We start from the raw sequence: 15,607 nt of genomic DNA, 5'->3' as shown, positions 1-15,607 counted from the left end.
GACATTTCGCGGGAGATAGAGAAGCGCCGCATCGACGGCGTCATCCATTATGTTCAGTCTTTCTGCTTCCGGCAGATAGAGGATATGGTTCTCAGAAAAAGCATCAAGCTTCCAATCATGACGCTCGAAGGTGACAAACCGGGCGCCATAGATGCCAGAACAAAGATCAGGGTGGAAGGATTTCTGGAACTACTTGAGGATCGTGACTGAGAGGGGAGCCTCATCGTGTTGCAATCCTGTTCCGATACAGAGCCCATTTACTGACCCGTGACAAAATATACAATGCGACCTTGATTTCGCAAGTGTAGTAGATGAGAAAAAACAATAACTGAGTAAGCAATCGCCACAGTGACAGGAGCAGAGCATTCAGGTGCCAGACAAATTGAAAATAGGTATAGATCTGGGGAGTAGAAAGGCGAAGTTTGCACTGATGCGCGGAGCGAATATCGTCAGGCTCGCGGACCTGGACACCATCTCCTTCTACAAGAAGTACGGCAGCATGGTGAACGACGAGCTGTCGCTCGACCTTTTGGGGAGCGGCATCTTCACGGCAGAGGAACTCGCCGAGGCGGAGATCACCGTCACCGGCTACGGCAGGAACAGCATCAATCTCCACGGCGCACGGGTCATCTCGGAGATCAAGGCCCACGTCGCCGGCGCGCGCACCCAGACGGGATTAGCCAACTTCACCCTGCTCGACATGGGGGGGCAGGACACCAAGGTGGCCCAGGTGGTTGGAGGCAGGCTGACCGACTTCGTGATGAACGACAAGTGCGCCGCCTCCAGCGGGCGCTACCTGGAGAACATGGCCGCCGTGCTTGAGGTTTCGCTGGAAGAGCTCTCCTCGCACTCGGCAGACCCGGTGGCGCTGGACGCCACCTGCGGCATCTTCGGCGAGAGCGAGCTGATAGGGCAGATCCTGCGGGGGCACGCGCCCGAGCGGCTTTGCGCGGGGGTCAACCTCACCCTGGTCAAGCGGGTGATGCCCATGCTGAAGCGCTTTCCCTCCGACACGCTGGTCATTACCGGCGGAGTGGCCCTGAACCGGGCCATGGTGAGCCTGTTGCGGCAGCAGTGCGGGATGCAGGTGGTGATCCCGGAACACCCCCAGCATAACGGCGCCATAGGCTGCGCCTCCTGAATCTGAGGCATGAAACCAGAAGTATTCACCACAGAGGACACAGAGGTACACAGAGGAAAAACAGAAGCAGGAAAATCACAAACCTTTTGAGATGACCAAAGGCTTCAGGGTTTTGACTTCCTCTGTGTTTCCTCTGTGGTCTGTGGTGAGAGCCTCTTGCAGTTCACCAAAAACCTCAGGGACCTCCGCGACCTCTGTGTTCCGCCGTTTTGTTTCAGCGTCTTCTGCTTTTCTCAGATTTTCTCCGTGGCTAATGGTTTTAGTTTTCTCTTGAATTTTCCGCGCGGCGCGTTTACCCTCGCCGCAATTGTTATCTTCGGAGGGCTTACATGCGCATCGGCAAGAAGGACTGGTTCTTCATCATCATCATCGCGGCCGTCTTCGGCACGTTCTACCTAATCTCCGGCGAGGAAACCACCAAGCGGGTCCCCCTGGACGACAACCACAAGGCTTCCTACGAAATATTCAAGAAAACCGGCAGCAAGATCGAGGCGGACAAAGGTTGCCCGGCCTGCCATTACGAGCCCGGCGGCGTCCCTTTCCCGGCCAAGCATCCTGTCAAGCCGAAGGACGGCCCTTCGCGCTGCCTGTTCTGCCACAAGCTGAGGCTCGCCGGGGTTTAGTTTGACCACGCTCAACCTGACCGGGGAGTTGGAGCGCCTGATCCGGGATATCACCGCCCGGACCCCGCAACTGCAACACGTGATCCCCGACAAGCTGCTGGTCTGCGTCTCGACCGGTAGGACCACCCGCGGCGGCAGCCTTGCCAAGATCCACCCCCTGCGTTTCGCCGGCGGGGAAAGGTCTGTCAAGGCGCGGCGCGGGCGGCGCAGCGTACTCTGCACCATGCCGAGCATCAAGCACCAGGGGGAGGAGATGCTCTACGTCATCTACTTCCTGGTGCCCAGATTCCTCGAGCTTCCCCAGCGGGAGAAGCTGATCACCATTTTTCACGAGCTGTACCACATCTCACCTGCCTGCGACGGCGACATCCGCCGTTTCCCCGGGCGCAACTACGCCCACGGCTCGTCCACCAAAAGCTATAACCTCCTGATGGGAAAGCTGGTGGACGCGTACCTGAAGCTGATTCCCGAGCCCTCCGCGCTGGACTTCCTGGAGGGGGACCTGGCCTCGTTGCGCACCCGGCACAAGGCCATAGTGGGTCGCCGGTTGCAGGCTCCCCGCATCAGCATCACCCCCGCATAAGCATTCCCCTCAAGTACCGTCAAGGTTCAGCCGATACGATGAAGTGACCCTAAAGGTCTCCGTACTCCAAGACAGGGAGTAAACACCCCATGTTAAAGCTCGATTACACCATCGCGAGAAAATTCGAGGAACTGGTCGAAAAGGGGAAGAAGGTCAACTCTTCCCAGCAGATAAACGATATTGCCGCAATCGTGGACTCCAAGCTGTTCCAGGATTGGGCCAATTCCGCCCTGAGCCTGCTGCAGCAGGTTTTCGGCGAGGAAAGCGCCTACTACCGCAACTTCGAAGCGATCTACGCCAAAATCATCAACATCACCTACAAGGAAAGCTTCGACAACTGCCGCGCCATCGTGCAGTCTGCGCGGACCGAATTCGAAGCGGGAGGACTAACCGACATCAGGCTGTTCCTGGACCATGCGGTCCTGGAGTACCTCGGGGAGAGGACGCTCGATTTCCTGCGCAGGGGCGACTTATCAACCGCCAGCATCCTTGCTTCGGTCCTCCTGGAGCAAGCGTTGACGCTGATCTGCGAGAGCAAGACCATTCCCGCCGGGAACCTGTCCGAGATGAACGAGGCGCTCTACCAGGCAAAGGTATACCAAGTGGGGACCTACCAGCGCGTGAAGGACTGGTTCTACATGAAGGAAGACTTCATTGCCGGTGATGGCTCCAGGTACCGCACCGCCGACGTCGAGGATATGCTGCGCGGGGTGCAGAAGTTCATCGACAAGGAGATTGGGTAAAGCTAAAGGCGAGATAAAGATAAAGATTGAGATTAAGATTGAGTTTAAAATCCGAGACTGTAAGTTCAGACCTTGGATTCAGACTCACATCTAAATCAGAGACATCGGATTGCACCACAAACAGGAAGGGGAAGCCAAAACGGCTTCCCCTTCTTTAGTTCTTCTCAAGTCTTTGTCTCAGACTCAACCTTAATCTTAGTCTTATTCTAGATTTTAACTATTTCTTGATGACGCAGTCGATGACTGCATTGATCCTGCGGTTCTTGGCCCGCCCCTCGGGCGTGTTGTTGTAGGCGATGCGCCGCGTGTAGCCATACCCTTTGGCAGAGAGGCGGCTTTTATCTATGCCGAAATTCTGCACCAGATACTGCACCGCGTTGTCCGCGCGCTGCTGCGACAACTTCATGTTGTAGTCGGAGCCGCCGACGTTGTCGGTGTGCCCTTCGATGACCGCCGTCGTGGTGGGATACTTGTTCAAGTATTCCCCTACTTTGGCCATTTCGTCTCGATACTGCGGCTTGATGTCGGCTTTGCCGCTATCGAACTCAAGCAGCAGGGTCATGCAGAGCCGGTCCGGGGGCTGGACCTCCTTGACGTCGAAGGCGCAGTCGATGATCGCCTCGATGCGGCGGTTGGCCTGCCTCCCCTCGTCGGTGTTGTTTGTGGCTATTGGGCGCGCCATTCCGAAACCGCGGGCCTCCAGACGCGAGCGCTCGATACCGTAGTTGTCGACCAGGTAATCGACGACTGCCTGCGCGCGGCGCTTGGAAAGATCGAGGTTGTACTGGGGGTCGCCGACGTTATCGGTGTGCCCTTCGATAACCGCAGTGGTGGTCGGGTACTGCTTCATGAACTTGCCGACGGTTGCGACCTCGTCCCGGTACTCAGGCCTGATCTCGGCTTTGTCTATGTCGAACTCGCCCTGCAGTGTTACGCAGTACTTGTAGTGTCCCGGCGCAGGTTCCGCAGCCGGTACCGGCTCCAAGGGGGCTTCCGCTGCCGGAGGTTGCACCACGGGAGCGGCAACGGGGGCAGCCACTGGGGCGGCTGCAACTGCCGGAGCGGCTTTGGCACCGCCGAAAATGAAATCGACCCCCAAGCCGTATTCAAGGTCGTGGAAGGTTTCATCCCGGTCCTTCATGATGATATGACGCACATCGCCTCTAAGCGCCATCGCATCGGTAAGGAAATACTTCACCCCGCCGCCATAGTTGAAAGCGGAACGGTTCACTTCCCCATCCCCCTCGTAGTCGCGCCAGTGGCCGCCATACCCCATGGCGAGGTAAGGGACCAGCGTCTTTTCGGGCATGAAGTGATACAGCATGTCCAGATGATAGTTGAGGGCGTCCACGTCCCCGATCCCGGAACCATCCTTCCCTTCGGTGCTTATGTAGGTCAGCACCGCCTCCATGCCGAAATGGCTGGTGAAGTTGTAGCCACCGCGCAAGCCGACGGCTGGTCCGGTTTCAAGCCGTTCCCTCCCCAAAAAGCTGTAACCGGCAACGTAGGGAGAAACGGAGAAGCTTTCCGGCTTCACCTCTGCGAACGCCTGCGTGAACAGGCCCAAAAGCAACGCAGGAACCAGAACAAGCTGCAGGAACTTTTTCATCTCATACCTCCTATCGTAGTTAGGCTGCAGACTGGGATGAAGTGCAGTTGGGGCAACGGGACGCCTTGACAGGTATCATGGTGCAGCAGTGTGGACATTCCTTGGTGGCAACCGGGGGTGTCGGAGGGGGAAGCATCTTGCTCACCTGGCGCACCAGCAGGAACAGTGCAAAGGCGATGATGATGAAGTCAAATACGGCGTTCAGGAAGAGACCGTAGGCGATGACCGGCGCTCCCAGGGCTTTAGCCTCGGCGACCGAGCGGACCGGCGTGCTGGACAGATTCAGGAATAAGGATGAGAAGTCGATGTTTCCGAGGAGTTTTCCGATGGGGGGGGTGAGTATGTCGGATACGAAGGAACTGACTATCTTGCCGAACGCGGCACCCAAAACGACAGCTACTGCTAAATCGAGTACGTTGCCCTTGAGTGCGAACTGCTTGAACTCTTTCAACATTTTTTGGTGCCCCCCCTTATGAGATAACTTCAGCAAAAAACACATGGGAAAGGCTACCACCCTTTACATCGGGCGCAACAAAAATGGTTTAATTTCCCCCTCTATCTGGTGGCGCCCGGTGCTATCGCGATGCATCCTGCCGGGCATCTTGAACCGCTCCTTTTTCACCATCAGCAAAAATGTGGACATCCTTTTTCCGGGGAGCGGCAGGCAGATGCAGAAGGAAATGTCGTGTGATCATGAAAGGTTACATCGATCTGCAGCACCTGGCACGCTACGTGTAATACAGTGAGGAACTCGCTGCTTAGCCCCCGGCCGCCGAGCCGTTTTCAAAGGAAGGACGATGGACCAAATCTCGATATTCACGGCAACTCTCGGGCTTGCCCCGCCTTGGCGTGTTACCTCCGCATGCTTCACCGACCATTCGAACCGGCTCGACATCAAGATCGAGTATGCCCTCGAAACCATCGCCTGCCCTCGTTGCGGAAATAAGCTGTCTCACTCCCCAGCGGGAACCGTGCAGGAAATCTGGTACCACCGTGATTTTCTCAGCCATGCGACCTACCTGCACGCCAGGATGCCAATCATGCCCTGCCGCTGCGGCGCATTCCCCTTGGAGCGCCCCTGGTGCAGGGAGGGGTCCGGATTCATGCCTATCCCCTCGCTGGAGAGCTGAAAAGGCAGGCCTATGGGCCACCTCCCCTAGTAGATCACCCAATCGCTCTTCCTTACCAGTTTCGGGTTCTCCCCCTTCCCCAGCGCAACGACAAAACACCCTTTGGAGGCGTAGCGCTGGCCCGGGCCGAAGGAAAGCCTCGGGTACCGAAGCGAGCTGTTGGCCTGGTCCGGAGCGCCGTCCAGCAGGTCGAGGAAGAAGTCCCGGTGCAGGTCGGTCCCCATGTCCAGCAAGGTGCGGGAGAGGAGCCTGGTGAGGAAATAGACGTCGGAGGAGATGAAGAGGTTCGTTTCCGGAATCTTCTTCAACTTCATCCAGTTCGAAAGGAGCGACTTGCTGTACGCTTCGTCGCCGGGGAGACGGTTGGGATAGGTGATGAAACTGAAATCGCGCAGGGGCTCGGGGATCACCCCCAGCGCCGGCCCCAGGAGGGTCGCGGAGAAGAAAAGGGTCGAGGGGTGGCCGGGGACGGCGGGGAGCTCCGCGATCCCGGCCAGGTCCTCCGGCGCGAGCCAAAGCACCAGGGCGGCGCCCGGTTCCTGCGCGCAGAGTTTCTTCCAGAAGGCGCCCCCCGTCTTCTCGCCCGGCAGGAGTTTGCGCTCCGAGAGCGCGGCCTTCCCCAATTGTTGCCAGGTGTCGGCGAAGCCCCGCGCCAGGGCGCGGCCGGTGTCGTTGTCCCTGAACACCTGGACCACTTTCTTGTCCTGAGGCAGTTCGAAGACGCGAGACAGATACTTCGCCGCGGTCTCTCCCTCCTGGTACACCCCTTTCGAGAAATAGAGGGTGTACCAGGAATTGTGCGCAACCGCCGGGAGTTCCGTAGTCGGCAAGACGGCGGGCAACCCCTTCTCTTCGCAGAAGCGGTGCGCGGCGCCCCAGGAGCGGGAAACCCCTCCCAGGACGGCGAAGACAGGAGCCTTCCGGTACAAGGCCTCTAGCTGCTCGCCCCAACCGGACTCCGGCCCCTTGAGCTCCCAGACGTCCAAGACCGCGCGACGCAGCCTGGGCGCGCTCCCCGCCTTGACCGCATCGGGGCCGTACCAGCGGGAGTTCCATTGCGACCCGAGGACCATGAGGCGGTCGTTCCACTCCTCCTGCAAAAAGGCCTTAAGCGGCAGGAGCAGTGCGTCCCGGTCGGCGGCGCTCACCTGGTCGGTGACGATGGTGGCGAAGCGGACCGTCTCGCCGTCCACCCCGGGGGATGGCTTTGCCGAGAGCTGCTTCAGATAGAAGACCAGTATCTCGGTCTCCTTCTGGGTCAGCCGGTAGCGCGGCATGGTCTCGCGCAAGGTCCGCCCGGTCGGGTCGATGCCGTAGACCAGCGCGGCCGCGAGCGAGGCGTCGTCGTAGGTGGGCCGGGGCGGGCTCTTGAACATGCTGCGGTTCACCAGCGGGCCGGGGATGTCCTGCTGCCGGGCAAGCGGCGCGTACAGCTTCGAGCCGCCGGTCGGTGGGGTGAGTATCCCTCCCTCCATCGATCCCATGCCGCTTCTCATGTGGCAGCTCGAGCAGGTGCTCATCTCCCCGGTCATCTCGATGTCCCCCTGCACCACCCCTACCATGGGGCGGCCGGAGGGAAGCACTCCGTTTCTGTACATCGCCTCCCCGAGCCTGAGGGCCTCCGCTGCGGGAAGCCCGGCGACCGCCTCCGGCGCTCCCCCACCCTGTGCCGGCCCCCAACAAAGAAGCAGGGAGAAGAGCGCTCCCCCCCCTGCCAAAAACCTCACCCGCCGCCTGGCAACGCTCACTTTTTCTCCATCCTTTCCAGCTCTTTCATCAGGTCACTCTTTCTCACCAGCCCCTTGATCCTCACCCATTCCTCCGTCTCCGGGGCGCGGGCGACAAAGAGCGGCTCATGCGACATCTTGTCCACCACGAAGGCGTCGAACGCCTTCAGCACCCGCCCGATCTCCTCTCGGGTCCCGGTGAGGAACTCCCACCCCGGCCCCGAGTTGAAGCGGGAGAGGTACTTCTTCATCCGCTCCGGGCGGTCGTTCTCCGGGTCGATGGAGATGGAAATGAGTTGCACGCGCTCCCCCGCGGCGGGGCCGAGCTCGCTTCTCAGATTCGAGAAGGTGGCGGTCATCACCGGGCAGATGGTGGTGCAGGTGGTGAAGATGAAGTCGATGATTACCGGCTTACCCCCCTCGACCAGGCTCCTCAGGTTCACCCTCTTGCCGTCCTGGTTCAAGAGGGTGACGTTGGGGACGCTGTAGTTGGCTCTTTGGCGCTGCAGCCCTTCCCTCGCCTTCTCCGCCTTTTCCTTCGCCCCAGCCTCGGCCACCTGGTAGGCGAAGCCGGCGCCGTCGCTCAGCTTCCCCTTGCGCACCTCCACCTTGAGTGCCCAAAGGCCGCCCATGATGATCACCACGTTATCGACGCGGTAGCTCCCGCCGCCTCGCTCGGTCACCACGGGCTTTTCCCAAACCCCGTGCCCCATGGTCGGCATCCAGGGGGTTACGGTGATTTCGGCCCCTTCCACCGGCTTGCCGGCGCTGTCGCGCACCGACAGTTCCGCGGCGTTCACCCCCTGCTGGAGTTCCGCCGTCTTTAGCGTGAGCTCCAGTTGGTATGCGCCGTCGTCGCTGGCGCGGGACAAGCGGGCGCCGGCGGCCGGGGAGGTTTCGGCATGCCCTGCCGCCGCGCCGAGGATAAGGGTTAAAACTATGACTGCCCACTTCATGATGCACCTCGCGTCCTATTCATTTTGACCGGAACCGTCACCAAGCCGCGGACCCGACCGCCTCGCGCATCAGCGCGTGCGCCCCCTTGAAGGCGGGCCTGCCGTCGGGGCTCGGCAGGTTCACTCCTTGCGCGGCCGCGGCGCGGGTGGCGGCGAACCGCGCCCCGCGCCGGTCCGACTCAACCGGTCTTGCCTTTTCCGTCCGAATCCAGGTCATCCTTTTCCTCGCTTCCTGCCTTGAAATTCCTGATCGACTGCCCCAGCGCCCTCCCCACCTCGGGGAGCCTCCCGGCGCCGAACACGAGCAGCACTATCACCAGAATGATCACCAGTTGGGGCATGCCTATGCCGAACATACGACCTCCTTATCCGTTCCTTCCCGCCCCGCCTTACAGCGGGGTCAGTCCTACCGCCATCCTGAGGATGTTCAGTACGTCCTTCAGGTCGATGAGTCCGTCTGGCTGCACCACGCCGTTTATGAAAGGCGCTACGTCCAGGCGCGCCAGTTCGGCCGTGGTCGGGTTCTTGAGCCCCACGTTCATGCGCAGCGCATCGAGGGCCTCCTGTATCGAGTAGCTGTTCGGCTCGAAGGTCGGCGGAAGGCCGCTCAGGGTGAAGGGGGTGCTGGCGATCTTCTCGGCCTGCGTCCCGGTGGCACCCGCCTGCCGCACGTGCACGAAGACGGTGAAGCTCCCTCCTTCCGCCACCAGGGTGTCCCAGGTCCACTTGTTGTCGGCGTCGAAGTCGCGCACGAGGACCGTGTTCACCCCGTTGGAGAGGTAGAACTGGTACTCGAAGGGACCCACCCCTCCAAGGACCGTGGCGGTGAAGCGGACCCCGTTGGGGATCCCCGGGGGCTGCGGGCTCGGCTTGCTGGCCGACAGGCTCACCGTTCCGACGGCGATGCCGGCAGTGAAGTTCTGGCCGGAGACGTTCCGGTCGTTAATGGTCAGCACCGTCATCTCCGGGTCGAAGGTGAAACCGGCCAGAACCGGCATGAACTCGTAGCTCGAGTTGATAAGCCCCTCCACCCGGTAGTTGCCCGAAGAGTCCGTGACCGCCACCCTCGGGGCGCTACCACCCTGACTCTTCGGCTTGGCCTCGATCCGCACCCCGGCAAGCGGGAGCCCGATCGCGTCGGCGACCTTCCCCGAAACGGAGAAGACCGGGGCCTGCTGAGCCTCCCCGTCGATGTGGATCGGGATCTCGATGGTGGCGACCACCTCTTCGTCCCGGCCGGGCACCTGGCCGCGGGTATCGATCATCTTCACCACGGCGTTGCCGTGGAACGGTACCGAGGAGCGGATCAGGCAGTCGAAGCGGCGCGCCGTGCTCATCAAGATAGGGGTCCCCGCCTCCACCAGGTACGCCTCGTTGAAGGCGTAGTGGGTCCCCCCCAGGGCGCGCCCGTCCCAGGCGATGACCACGACGTTGATCGGGAAGGTCACCTCCGCCGAGTTGTAGGCGGCGTCCAGGCAGCGCACCAGCACGGTCTGGTTGGTCTGGGCGTTGATCGGGATCTGAGTCCCGGTGACCCCGCTGTTCAACGAGGCCGGGATCTCGGCGTTGACCCCTACCCTCCCGGTTCCCCTCGGTTGTACCGGGACCGGCAGGCCGGTGACGAACCAGTAGTCGGCGTGGTAGTCGTTGAAGGCGAAGAAGTCGCCGGGTAGCACCGCATCGCCGGCATGGCTGTGGAAGTTGTCGTTGAAACCGGGCCTCGTGCCGTGCACCGGGAAGGTCTGCCGCGGGTTGTCGGCCAGGTCGCTCCAGTTCGAGTCGCGGGCGCTCACAACCCAGAGGGCCTCCACGTCGAAGGTGACGGTCATGGCGTGCGGGTCGGTCGCGAACTTGAGCCTCGGGTCGCCGGTCCAGGGGTCGGGCGCGAGGATCGCGTTGGAGTTGAACCCCGGGAACTGCGGGAAGTCGGCCAGGTTAGCCGCCGCGCGCCTCTTGCCGTCCCTGCCTGCCCCGATCGGGATGGCGACGTCGTACAAGGTGGCGAAATAGGCGTCAGGCGTCTCGACCAAGAGCATGCCGAACAGCCCGAACTCGAAGTGCTGCATGGTGTTTCGATGGCAGTGGTAGAAGTAGGTCCCCACGAAGTTGGGCTGGAACTGGTAGACGTAGTGCCCGATCTCCATGGAGCAATGCCCCACCCCGTCGTTCATCGGCGTCGGCTCGATGCCGTGCCAGTGGATGGTGTGCGGCGGCGGCCCCTTGCCGGAGGTCTCGCAGTGAAAGACGACGCCGCGCGGCACCCTGATGGTCGCGGCGGGATAGGTCCCCATGCCGGTGGCCGGGTTGTCGTCGTCGGTGAAGGTGAAGTAGGTGATCTCCTTGCGGCCGTCCCAAGTCGGGAGCTTCAGGCCGTGCATCAGGTCGCGCTGCACCGTGTGGGGAACCTTGGGGGTGCCCTGGAAACCCGCCGCCGCCATCACCTCGGGGACCGGGTTGGTCGCGGCGACCTGGTCCGGTGTCTCCGGGTCCTCCTTGGGGGGATCGAACATCTTGACGAACATCCCCTCCATCCCTACCACGGACCAGCGGGATACTTTATGTTTGGGATTTTGCACTGACATTTTCTCTCTCCTTTCTCCCTCTTTGGCTCCGTCCGTGGGACATCCGGTCCCCACCTCCCCTTACGGCTCGTGCACCGGGGGAGGCCCCGGCGCAGGGCCGGTGCTGGAAATGCCGCGGATGTTCCGGTACATCATGGCGAAGTCGTGGTCCATCGGGAAATTCATGGACCCGGGGGTGCTGCGGTCCCCGGTGAAGTAGATGCCGGATATCAGGCCGCAGTTGTAGTTGCCTCCCTGCGCCGTCTGGCTCGGCTCCGAGTGGTCGTGCATCGGGAAGCAAAGCGGCGACATGCGCTGGTGCAGGTCGATCGCGGTGATCCCGTCCTGGGCGAAGGCGACCGACTCTCCCATCTTCGGGAATTCAAGGTCGAGTTCCTCGAACGGGGGCCAGACCGGGCGGCCGGTGGTGATCCCCAAAAGCGGCGTGTCGGGGCGCCCGATCCCGCGCTGGTTCGGCACGTCTGGGGGCCTCATGTAGGGGATGGTGTAATCCACCCGGGCCATAGGCTTCACGATGTACACGTCGACCCATACCGGGTTTTGGTGCACCACGCCGTCCTCGCTGGTGACGAAGAAGTGGTTCGCGTGCAGGTGCATGGAATGGGTCCAAAGCCCCGCGTTCAGGATGTGAACCACCACCGGCTCGCCGACCCGCCCCATGGGGGTGATCACCGGCGAGAAGTGACCGAAGGCGCCGGACTGCCCGTTCAGGGAGAAGTACTGCGGCAGCCTGTTGCTCCTGGTCCTGCTGAAGGGGTCCCTCAGGAAGGCGTTCATGAAGTCGTCCGGGTTGTAGAGCTGGCCGGGGGGGAGGTTCCCCACCTCGGCGAACAGGTTCGGACTCGCCTCGTGCGCCAGCCAGACGTACTGCCTGAAGGGTGGGGTGCTGGTGGCCTGGTCCCCCTCCTCCCAGGCGAGGCCGGGGAAATAGTTTGGGTCGCCGAAGGCGTCGTAGAGCGCCTGCACGTGGGGAGTCGGGTTGTCGTAAGGGGTGAACCTGTGCCCGACGGCCTTGACGTCCGGGCGGATCACCAGGGCGCCGTGGAGCCCCATCATCCGGTTGACCGGTGCGTTTAAGTTGTCGTAATAGAGCTGCGCCCCCGCCTGCGTCGCCGTGAAGCTCCCGGTGACGGTCTGTCCCGGGGCGATGCTCCCGCTGTCGTAGATGGGGGGGTCGCCCGCGCGCATACCCGGTATGTAGAAGGAGTGCGGCTCGTCCAGCGAGTTGGTGACGCTGATGGTGATCTGCTCCCCCTTCAGCATGCAGATGGTCGGTCCCGGGCAGTCCGCGGGGACGTCGACGCCGTTCGCCTTCATCTTGTAGATCCAGAAGTAGCACTGGGCGCTATTCACCTCGTTGTGGGTGACCATGTCCTTGAGGGCGTCGGTGATTTCCACCTCCAGAAGCTGGTCCGCGGCGAAGGCGTTGTGCACCCCCAGACCCGGGATCCGGCCGACGAAGAGCGTCGCCACCCCTGCTGCGGTAATTTTCAGAAAGTCTCTGCGTTTCATGGAAATATCCTCCCTGCCGGTTCTCTTCCCTGGCGTTTCCGGGTTGCCCCGCGGGCTTATCGCCGCGCTCCGGGCGGGTCTTGATTAGCACGGGTGAGGCCGGCAGATGCATCTGCCGCTTTTTGCTGTCCCGCCGCTTTTGTCGCTGCGGCGCCGAAGCGGGATGTACCGCTTCGGCGCCCTTTGCTACTGGATCACGACCCCGAGGATCTGGGCGCTCACCCCCGGCAGGTTCGCCGTGGCGGTGTCGATGGCCAACGATCCGTTGGCCACGCCGAAATCGGCTTCGGTCGGGAAGTTCCCGGCGGCGATCGAGAAGGTCAGGGTGGCGAATTCGCCCAGGCCGATCCCGCTCGTGGTGATGAGGCCGAGCACCACCTGTCCGGCGTTGTTGGTGTTTCTCTCCAAGAGGGTGCCGGCTCCGGCGCCCGAGGCGGCCACGGCGGAGGGAGCGATGCTGAGCCCCTTGTTGGTCGCGTAGGTGACGGTGGCGTTGATGCCGCCGATCAGGACGCCTGCGGGAAGGGTGCCGATGCTTCTCACCTTGACGATCGCCTGGGTCGGCTGGGCGATGAACGGGACGCTGATCTCCGCGCTGGCTGCCCCCGCCACGGCCCTAACCCCTACCGAGGCAGCGGCAGCCGTGCTGGTGAGGGTGACGCTCGCGGTGCCGCCGCTGGTGACGGCGCTCGCGGCCGAGAGGGTCCCGTTCCCGGAGACGATGGAGAAGCTGACCACGGTGCCGTTGGGGACGGGGCCTCCGGCGGCCCGGGTCACGCTGGCCGAGAGGGTGACCGGGGGACCGGTGGTCACGCCGGTGGTCACGTTCTTAGTCAGGTTGAGGCTGACCGGGGCGTTGGGGTCGACGAAGGTGATGGTCGCGACCGAACCGCTGATCGAGCCGGACTTGACCGTGACGGAGGCTATGCCGGCGCCGGAGCTGGTCAGGGTGACGCTCGCCTGGCCGTTGACCGTGGTCGCGCTGGTGGCCGAGAGAGTCCCCAGATTGGTGCTGAAGCTAACCACGGTGCCGTCGGGGACCGGTGTCTGGCCGGCCGTCACCAGGTTCGCGATGATGGTGACCGGGGTGGAGATCGATGCCGAACCCGGCAGCGACGGGGTGGTCTGGATCGCCGCCGGGGCGGAGGGGTTCACGGTCGGGGTGTTCAGCACCGGGTTCGGGTTGTTGCCGCTCCCGGCGAAGTTGTTGCCGGCCGCGTCGACCTGGGTCTGGGTCGCCGGGGCGAGCCCGCTGCTGTTGGCCGGGGTGTTGATCTCGCCCAGGAGGTTGCCTGCCACGGTGGCCAGGGTCGGCGGGGTCCCCGCGCCCAGGCTTGCCTGGTACTGCGAGATGGTCGCCAGCGCCAGGGCGTACTGCTGCGCGGCCAGAGACGAGCCGGCCGGGAACGCCGCGGTCGGGTTGAGCGGCTGGGTGTTGATGATGTCGGAGAGGCCGAAGGCCGCCGCTATCTTCGCGTTAGAGGCGCTGACTATGGCCGAGGTCGGGCTGGGTCCCATGTCGAGGACCGCCATCTCGGTGAAGGGGGTCACCGCCGCACGCACCGCCGCACCTTGGGTATACCCGAAGATGGCGCGCAGCCCGTTGCTGCCGAATTGGCCGGCAACGGTCCTATTCTCCCCGGTAGCCTCGTCCTTGTAGCTGCCGCCGGTGATCTGCACCAGGAGACTCCCGCTCGGGATGGAGGCGGGGAGGGACACGCTGTAGCTGCCGTCACTGCCGGTGGTGGTCTGCGCTATCGCCGTGGTGCCGTAGCGGGGTATCCCGGCACGCGGGTTCAGCGTCGCGCTCGACAGTATCTCGAAGACCTGGACGGTTCCGCCCGAGATCGGTCCTTTCATTGCCGTTCCGCTCAAAAGCGTGCCCGATCCGCCGGTTCCGCCGCCGGTTCCGCCGCCTCCTCCGCCGCAGCCGGCCAGGGCTGTCAGCAGCAGGGACATCAACATTGCGGTCCAAATTTTCGTTCTCATAACACTCTCCTTTTAACCTGGCGCGGCTTGCTCTGTCGCGCCCCGAAGTTTCGACTGCGGCTATCCGATCCGGTGAGATCCGGTACTTTCGTCATTGGCCAGCTATCTACACGGAGCGTGCCAAGAGGAAGCCTCAAAAAGACGTGCGATTACGGCATGTTATCAACAGAAGCTTCTGCGTCTTTCGCTCTATTCCGGCAACGAAAAAGGCCGCGTCAAACGCGGCCTTTTCGCTAATGCGTGGGAATTACATGCAGATTTGGCGACTGCTCTTTTTTCCCGCCTGCCAATTTGTTTGCAGGGTGCTCCCCGGGCTAGAACCGCTCCAGGGCGACCACCTTCCTGAGGATGGCGAGCGCGTCCGCCACGCCGACGCTCCCGTCGGGAGCGGGGACCCCACCGACAAGCGGCGCCACGTCCGCCCTTAGCCTCTGGGCCGGCGCCGGCTGCACCAGCCCCACCGCCATCCTGAGCACGAGGAGCGCATCCGAAAGGTCTACGCTCCCGTCGCGGCTCGCGTCGCCGTCGCTTGGCTCCACGTCGATGCTCGCGGTCCTGATGGTAACCGCTCCCGTCGCATCGGCCGCGACCACGGTGATGCTGTTCAGCCCCGTGGCGAGACCGGACAGGGTGCAGCTCCAGCTTCCGTTTTGCACCTGGACCGCCGCGACGCCTGCCGCCGTCGTCGCCACCACCACCGGGGTGAGCCCCGGCTCCACGCTTCCGGTCAGGGTCTGGGTGGCGCTATTGGAGAGTGAGGGGAACGGGTCCAAGGTGAGGAGCGGCGCCACGTTCAGGGTGATGCTCCCCTGCACCGAGGCGTCCACCCCCCCGTTGCTGGCGGTGACGGTGACGGTGTTGACCCCTTTCACCAGCCCGCTCACCTGGGCGCTCCAGGTCCCCCCCGAGACCGTGACCGGCCCGGCGCTCGCCGCCGTGTCGAAGGATAGCGCCACCGTGGAGCCCGGGTCCACGGTACCGCCTATGGACTGGCTCGTCAGGCTGGTGGGGG

The 15,607-nt window shown here is 62.7% G+C and carries 17 protein-coding genes; 6 read left to right on the top strand and 11 right to left on the bottom strand.

From position 1 onward, the window contains the following. From K419_RS0118000 to K419_RS0117980, 5 genes are all read left to right on the top strand, one after another. Positions 1–210: 2-hydroxyacyl-CoA dehydratase family protein (locus K419_RS0118000; protein WP_026842780.1), on the top strand; the 210-nt coding region annotated here is incomplete at its 5' end. 160 nt (positions 211–370) lie between these two features. Next, positions 371–1,141, top strand: a complete 771-nt coding sequence (locus K419_RS0117995) for an acyl-CoA dehydratase activase (RefSeq protein WP_084154275.1) — start codon at positions 371–373, stop codon at positions 1,139–1,141. Between the two features lie 329 nt (positions 1,142–1,470). Continuing rightward, positions 1,471–1,764, top strand: coding sequence for a hypothetical protein (locus K419_RS0117990; protein WP_026842778.1), 294 nt, complete (start codon positions 1,471–1,473; stop codon positions 1,762–1,764). 1 nt (position 1,765) lies between these two features. Further along, positions 1,766–2,347 carry a putative metallopeptidase gene (locus tag K419_RS0117985; RefSeq protein WP_026842777.1) on the top strand — a complete coding sequence of 194 codons (582 nt, stop codon included), beginning with the start codon at positions 1,766–1,768 and terminating at the stop codon, positions 2,345–2,347. Positions 2,348–2,436: 89 nt separating this feature from the next. Continuing rightward, the gene (locus K419_RS0117980; RefSeq protein ID WP_026842776.1) at positions 2,437–3,090 is read left to right on the top strand and encodes a hypothetical protein; all 654 of its coding nucleotides are present in this window, start codon (positions 2,437–2,439) and stop codon (positions 3,088–3,090) included. A gap of 217 nt (positions 3,091–3,307) precedes the next feature. On the opposite strand, the gene K419_RS0117970 is transcribed toward K419_RS0117980, so the two are convergent. From K419_RS0117970 to K419_RS24325, 3 genes are all read right to left on the bottom strand, one after another. Further along, entirely contained in the window at positions 3,308–4,699 is a 1,392-nt protein-coding gene (locus K419_RS0117970) for an OmpA family protein (protein ID WP_026842775.1), read from the bottom strand. Positions 4,700–4,718: 19 nt separating this feature from the next. Further along, complete coding sequence (gene mscL, locus K419_RS0117965; protein WP_026842774.1) at positions 4,719–5,153, bottom strand: large conductance mechanosensitive channel protein MscL; 435 nt, start codon at positions 5,151–5,153, stop codon at positions 4,719–4,721. Positions 5,154–5,216: 63 nt separating this feature from the next. Further along, positions 5,217–5,342: a hypothetical protein gene (locus K419_RS24325; protein ID WP_264175623.1), complete on the bottom strand. Its 126-nt coding sequence runs from the start codon at positions 5,340–5,342 to the stop codon at positions 5,217–5,219. A gap of 154 nt (positions 5,343–5,496) precedes the next feature. Between K419_RS24325 and K419_RS0117955 the strand changes: the two genes are divergently transcribed. Then, positions 5,497–5,829, top strand: coding sequence for a transposase family protein (locus K419_RS0117955; protein ID WP_026842773.1), 333 nt, complete (start codon positions 5,497–5,499; stop codon positions 5,827–5,829). Positions 5,830–5,855: 26 nt separating this feature from the next. Here K419_RS0117955 and K419_RS22320 read toward each other — a convergent pair whose 3' ends face one another. The 8 genes from K419_RS22320 to K419_RS23905 all read right to left on the bottom strand — a co-directional run. Continuing rightward, positions 5,856–7,577: an ABC transporter substrate-binding protein gene (locus K419_RS22320; RefSeq protein WP_051293095.1), complete on the bottom strand. Its 1,722-nt coding sequence runs from the start codon at positions 7,575–7,577 to the stop codon at positions 5,856–5,858. Then, positions 7,574–8,512, bottom strand: coding sequence for an SCO family protein (locus tag K419_RS22860; protein WP_051293093.1), 939 nt, complete (start codon positions 8,510–8,512; stop codon positions 7,574–7,576). The genes K419_RS22320 and K419_RS22860 overlap by 4 nt, the downstream gene beginning before the upstream one ends. Before the next feature lie 37 nt (positions 8,513–8,549). Beyond that, a complete protein-coding gene (locus K419_RS23680; RefSeq protein WP_156912241.1) occupies positions 8,550–8,729 on the bottom strand; it encodes a hypothetical protein in 180 nt (59 codons plus the stop codon). Beyond that, positions 8,692–8,868 (bottom strand): twin-arginine translocase TatA/TatE family subunit, encoded by a 177-nt coding sequence (gene tatA / locus K419_RS23285; protein WP_084154273.1) that lies wholly within the window; start codon positions 8,866–8,868, stop codon positions 8,692–8,694. The genes K419_RS23680 and tatA overlap by 38 nt, the downstream gene beginning before the upstream one ends. Before the next feature lie 33 nt (positions 8,869–8,901). Beyond that, positions 8,902–11,094: a carboxypeptidase regulatory-like domain-containing protein gene (locus K419_RS23910; RefSeq protein WP_026842772.1), complete on the bottom strand. Its 2,193-nt coding sequence runs from the start codon at positions 11,092–11,094 to the stop codon at positions 8,902–8,904. 60 nt (positions 11,095–11,154) lie between these two features. Next, positions 11,155–12,606 (bottom strand): multicopper oxidase domain-containing protein, encoded by a 1,452-nt coding sequence (locus tag K419_RS0117930; RefSeq protein WP_026842771.1) that lies wholly within the window; start codon positions 12,604–12,606, stop codon positions 11,155–11,157. Between the two features lie 186 nt (positions 12,607–12,792). Continuing rightward, positions 12,793–14,595, bottom strand: a complete 1,803-nt coding sequence (locus tag K419_RS0117925; protein ID WP_156912240.1) for a hypothetical protein — start codon at positions 14,593–14,595, stop codon at positions 12,793–12,795. Between the two features lie 314 nt (positions 14,596–14,909). Further along, a partial coding sequence (locus K419_RS23905; protein WP_035497474.1) for a dockerin type I repeat-containing protein occupies positions 14,910–15,607 on the bottom strand: 698 nt, incomplete at its 5' end.

The sequence above is a fragment of the Citrifermentans bremense R1 genome, from assembly GCF_000426865.1.
Taxonomy (GTDB): Bacteria; Desulfobacterota; Desulfuromonadia; order Geobacterales; family Geobacteraceae; genus Geomonas; species Geomonas bremensis.
The sequence above is the reverse complement of the archived record's forward strand: the minus strand, read 5'-3'. Positions and strand labels throughout refer to the sequence as shown.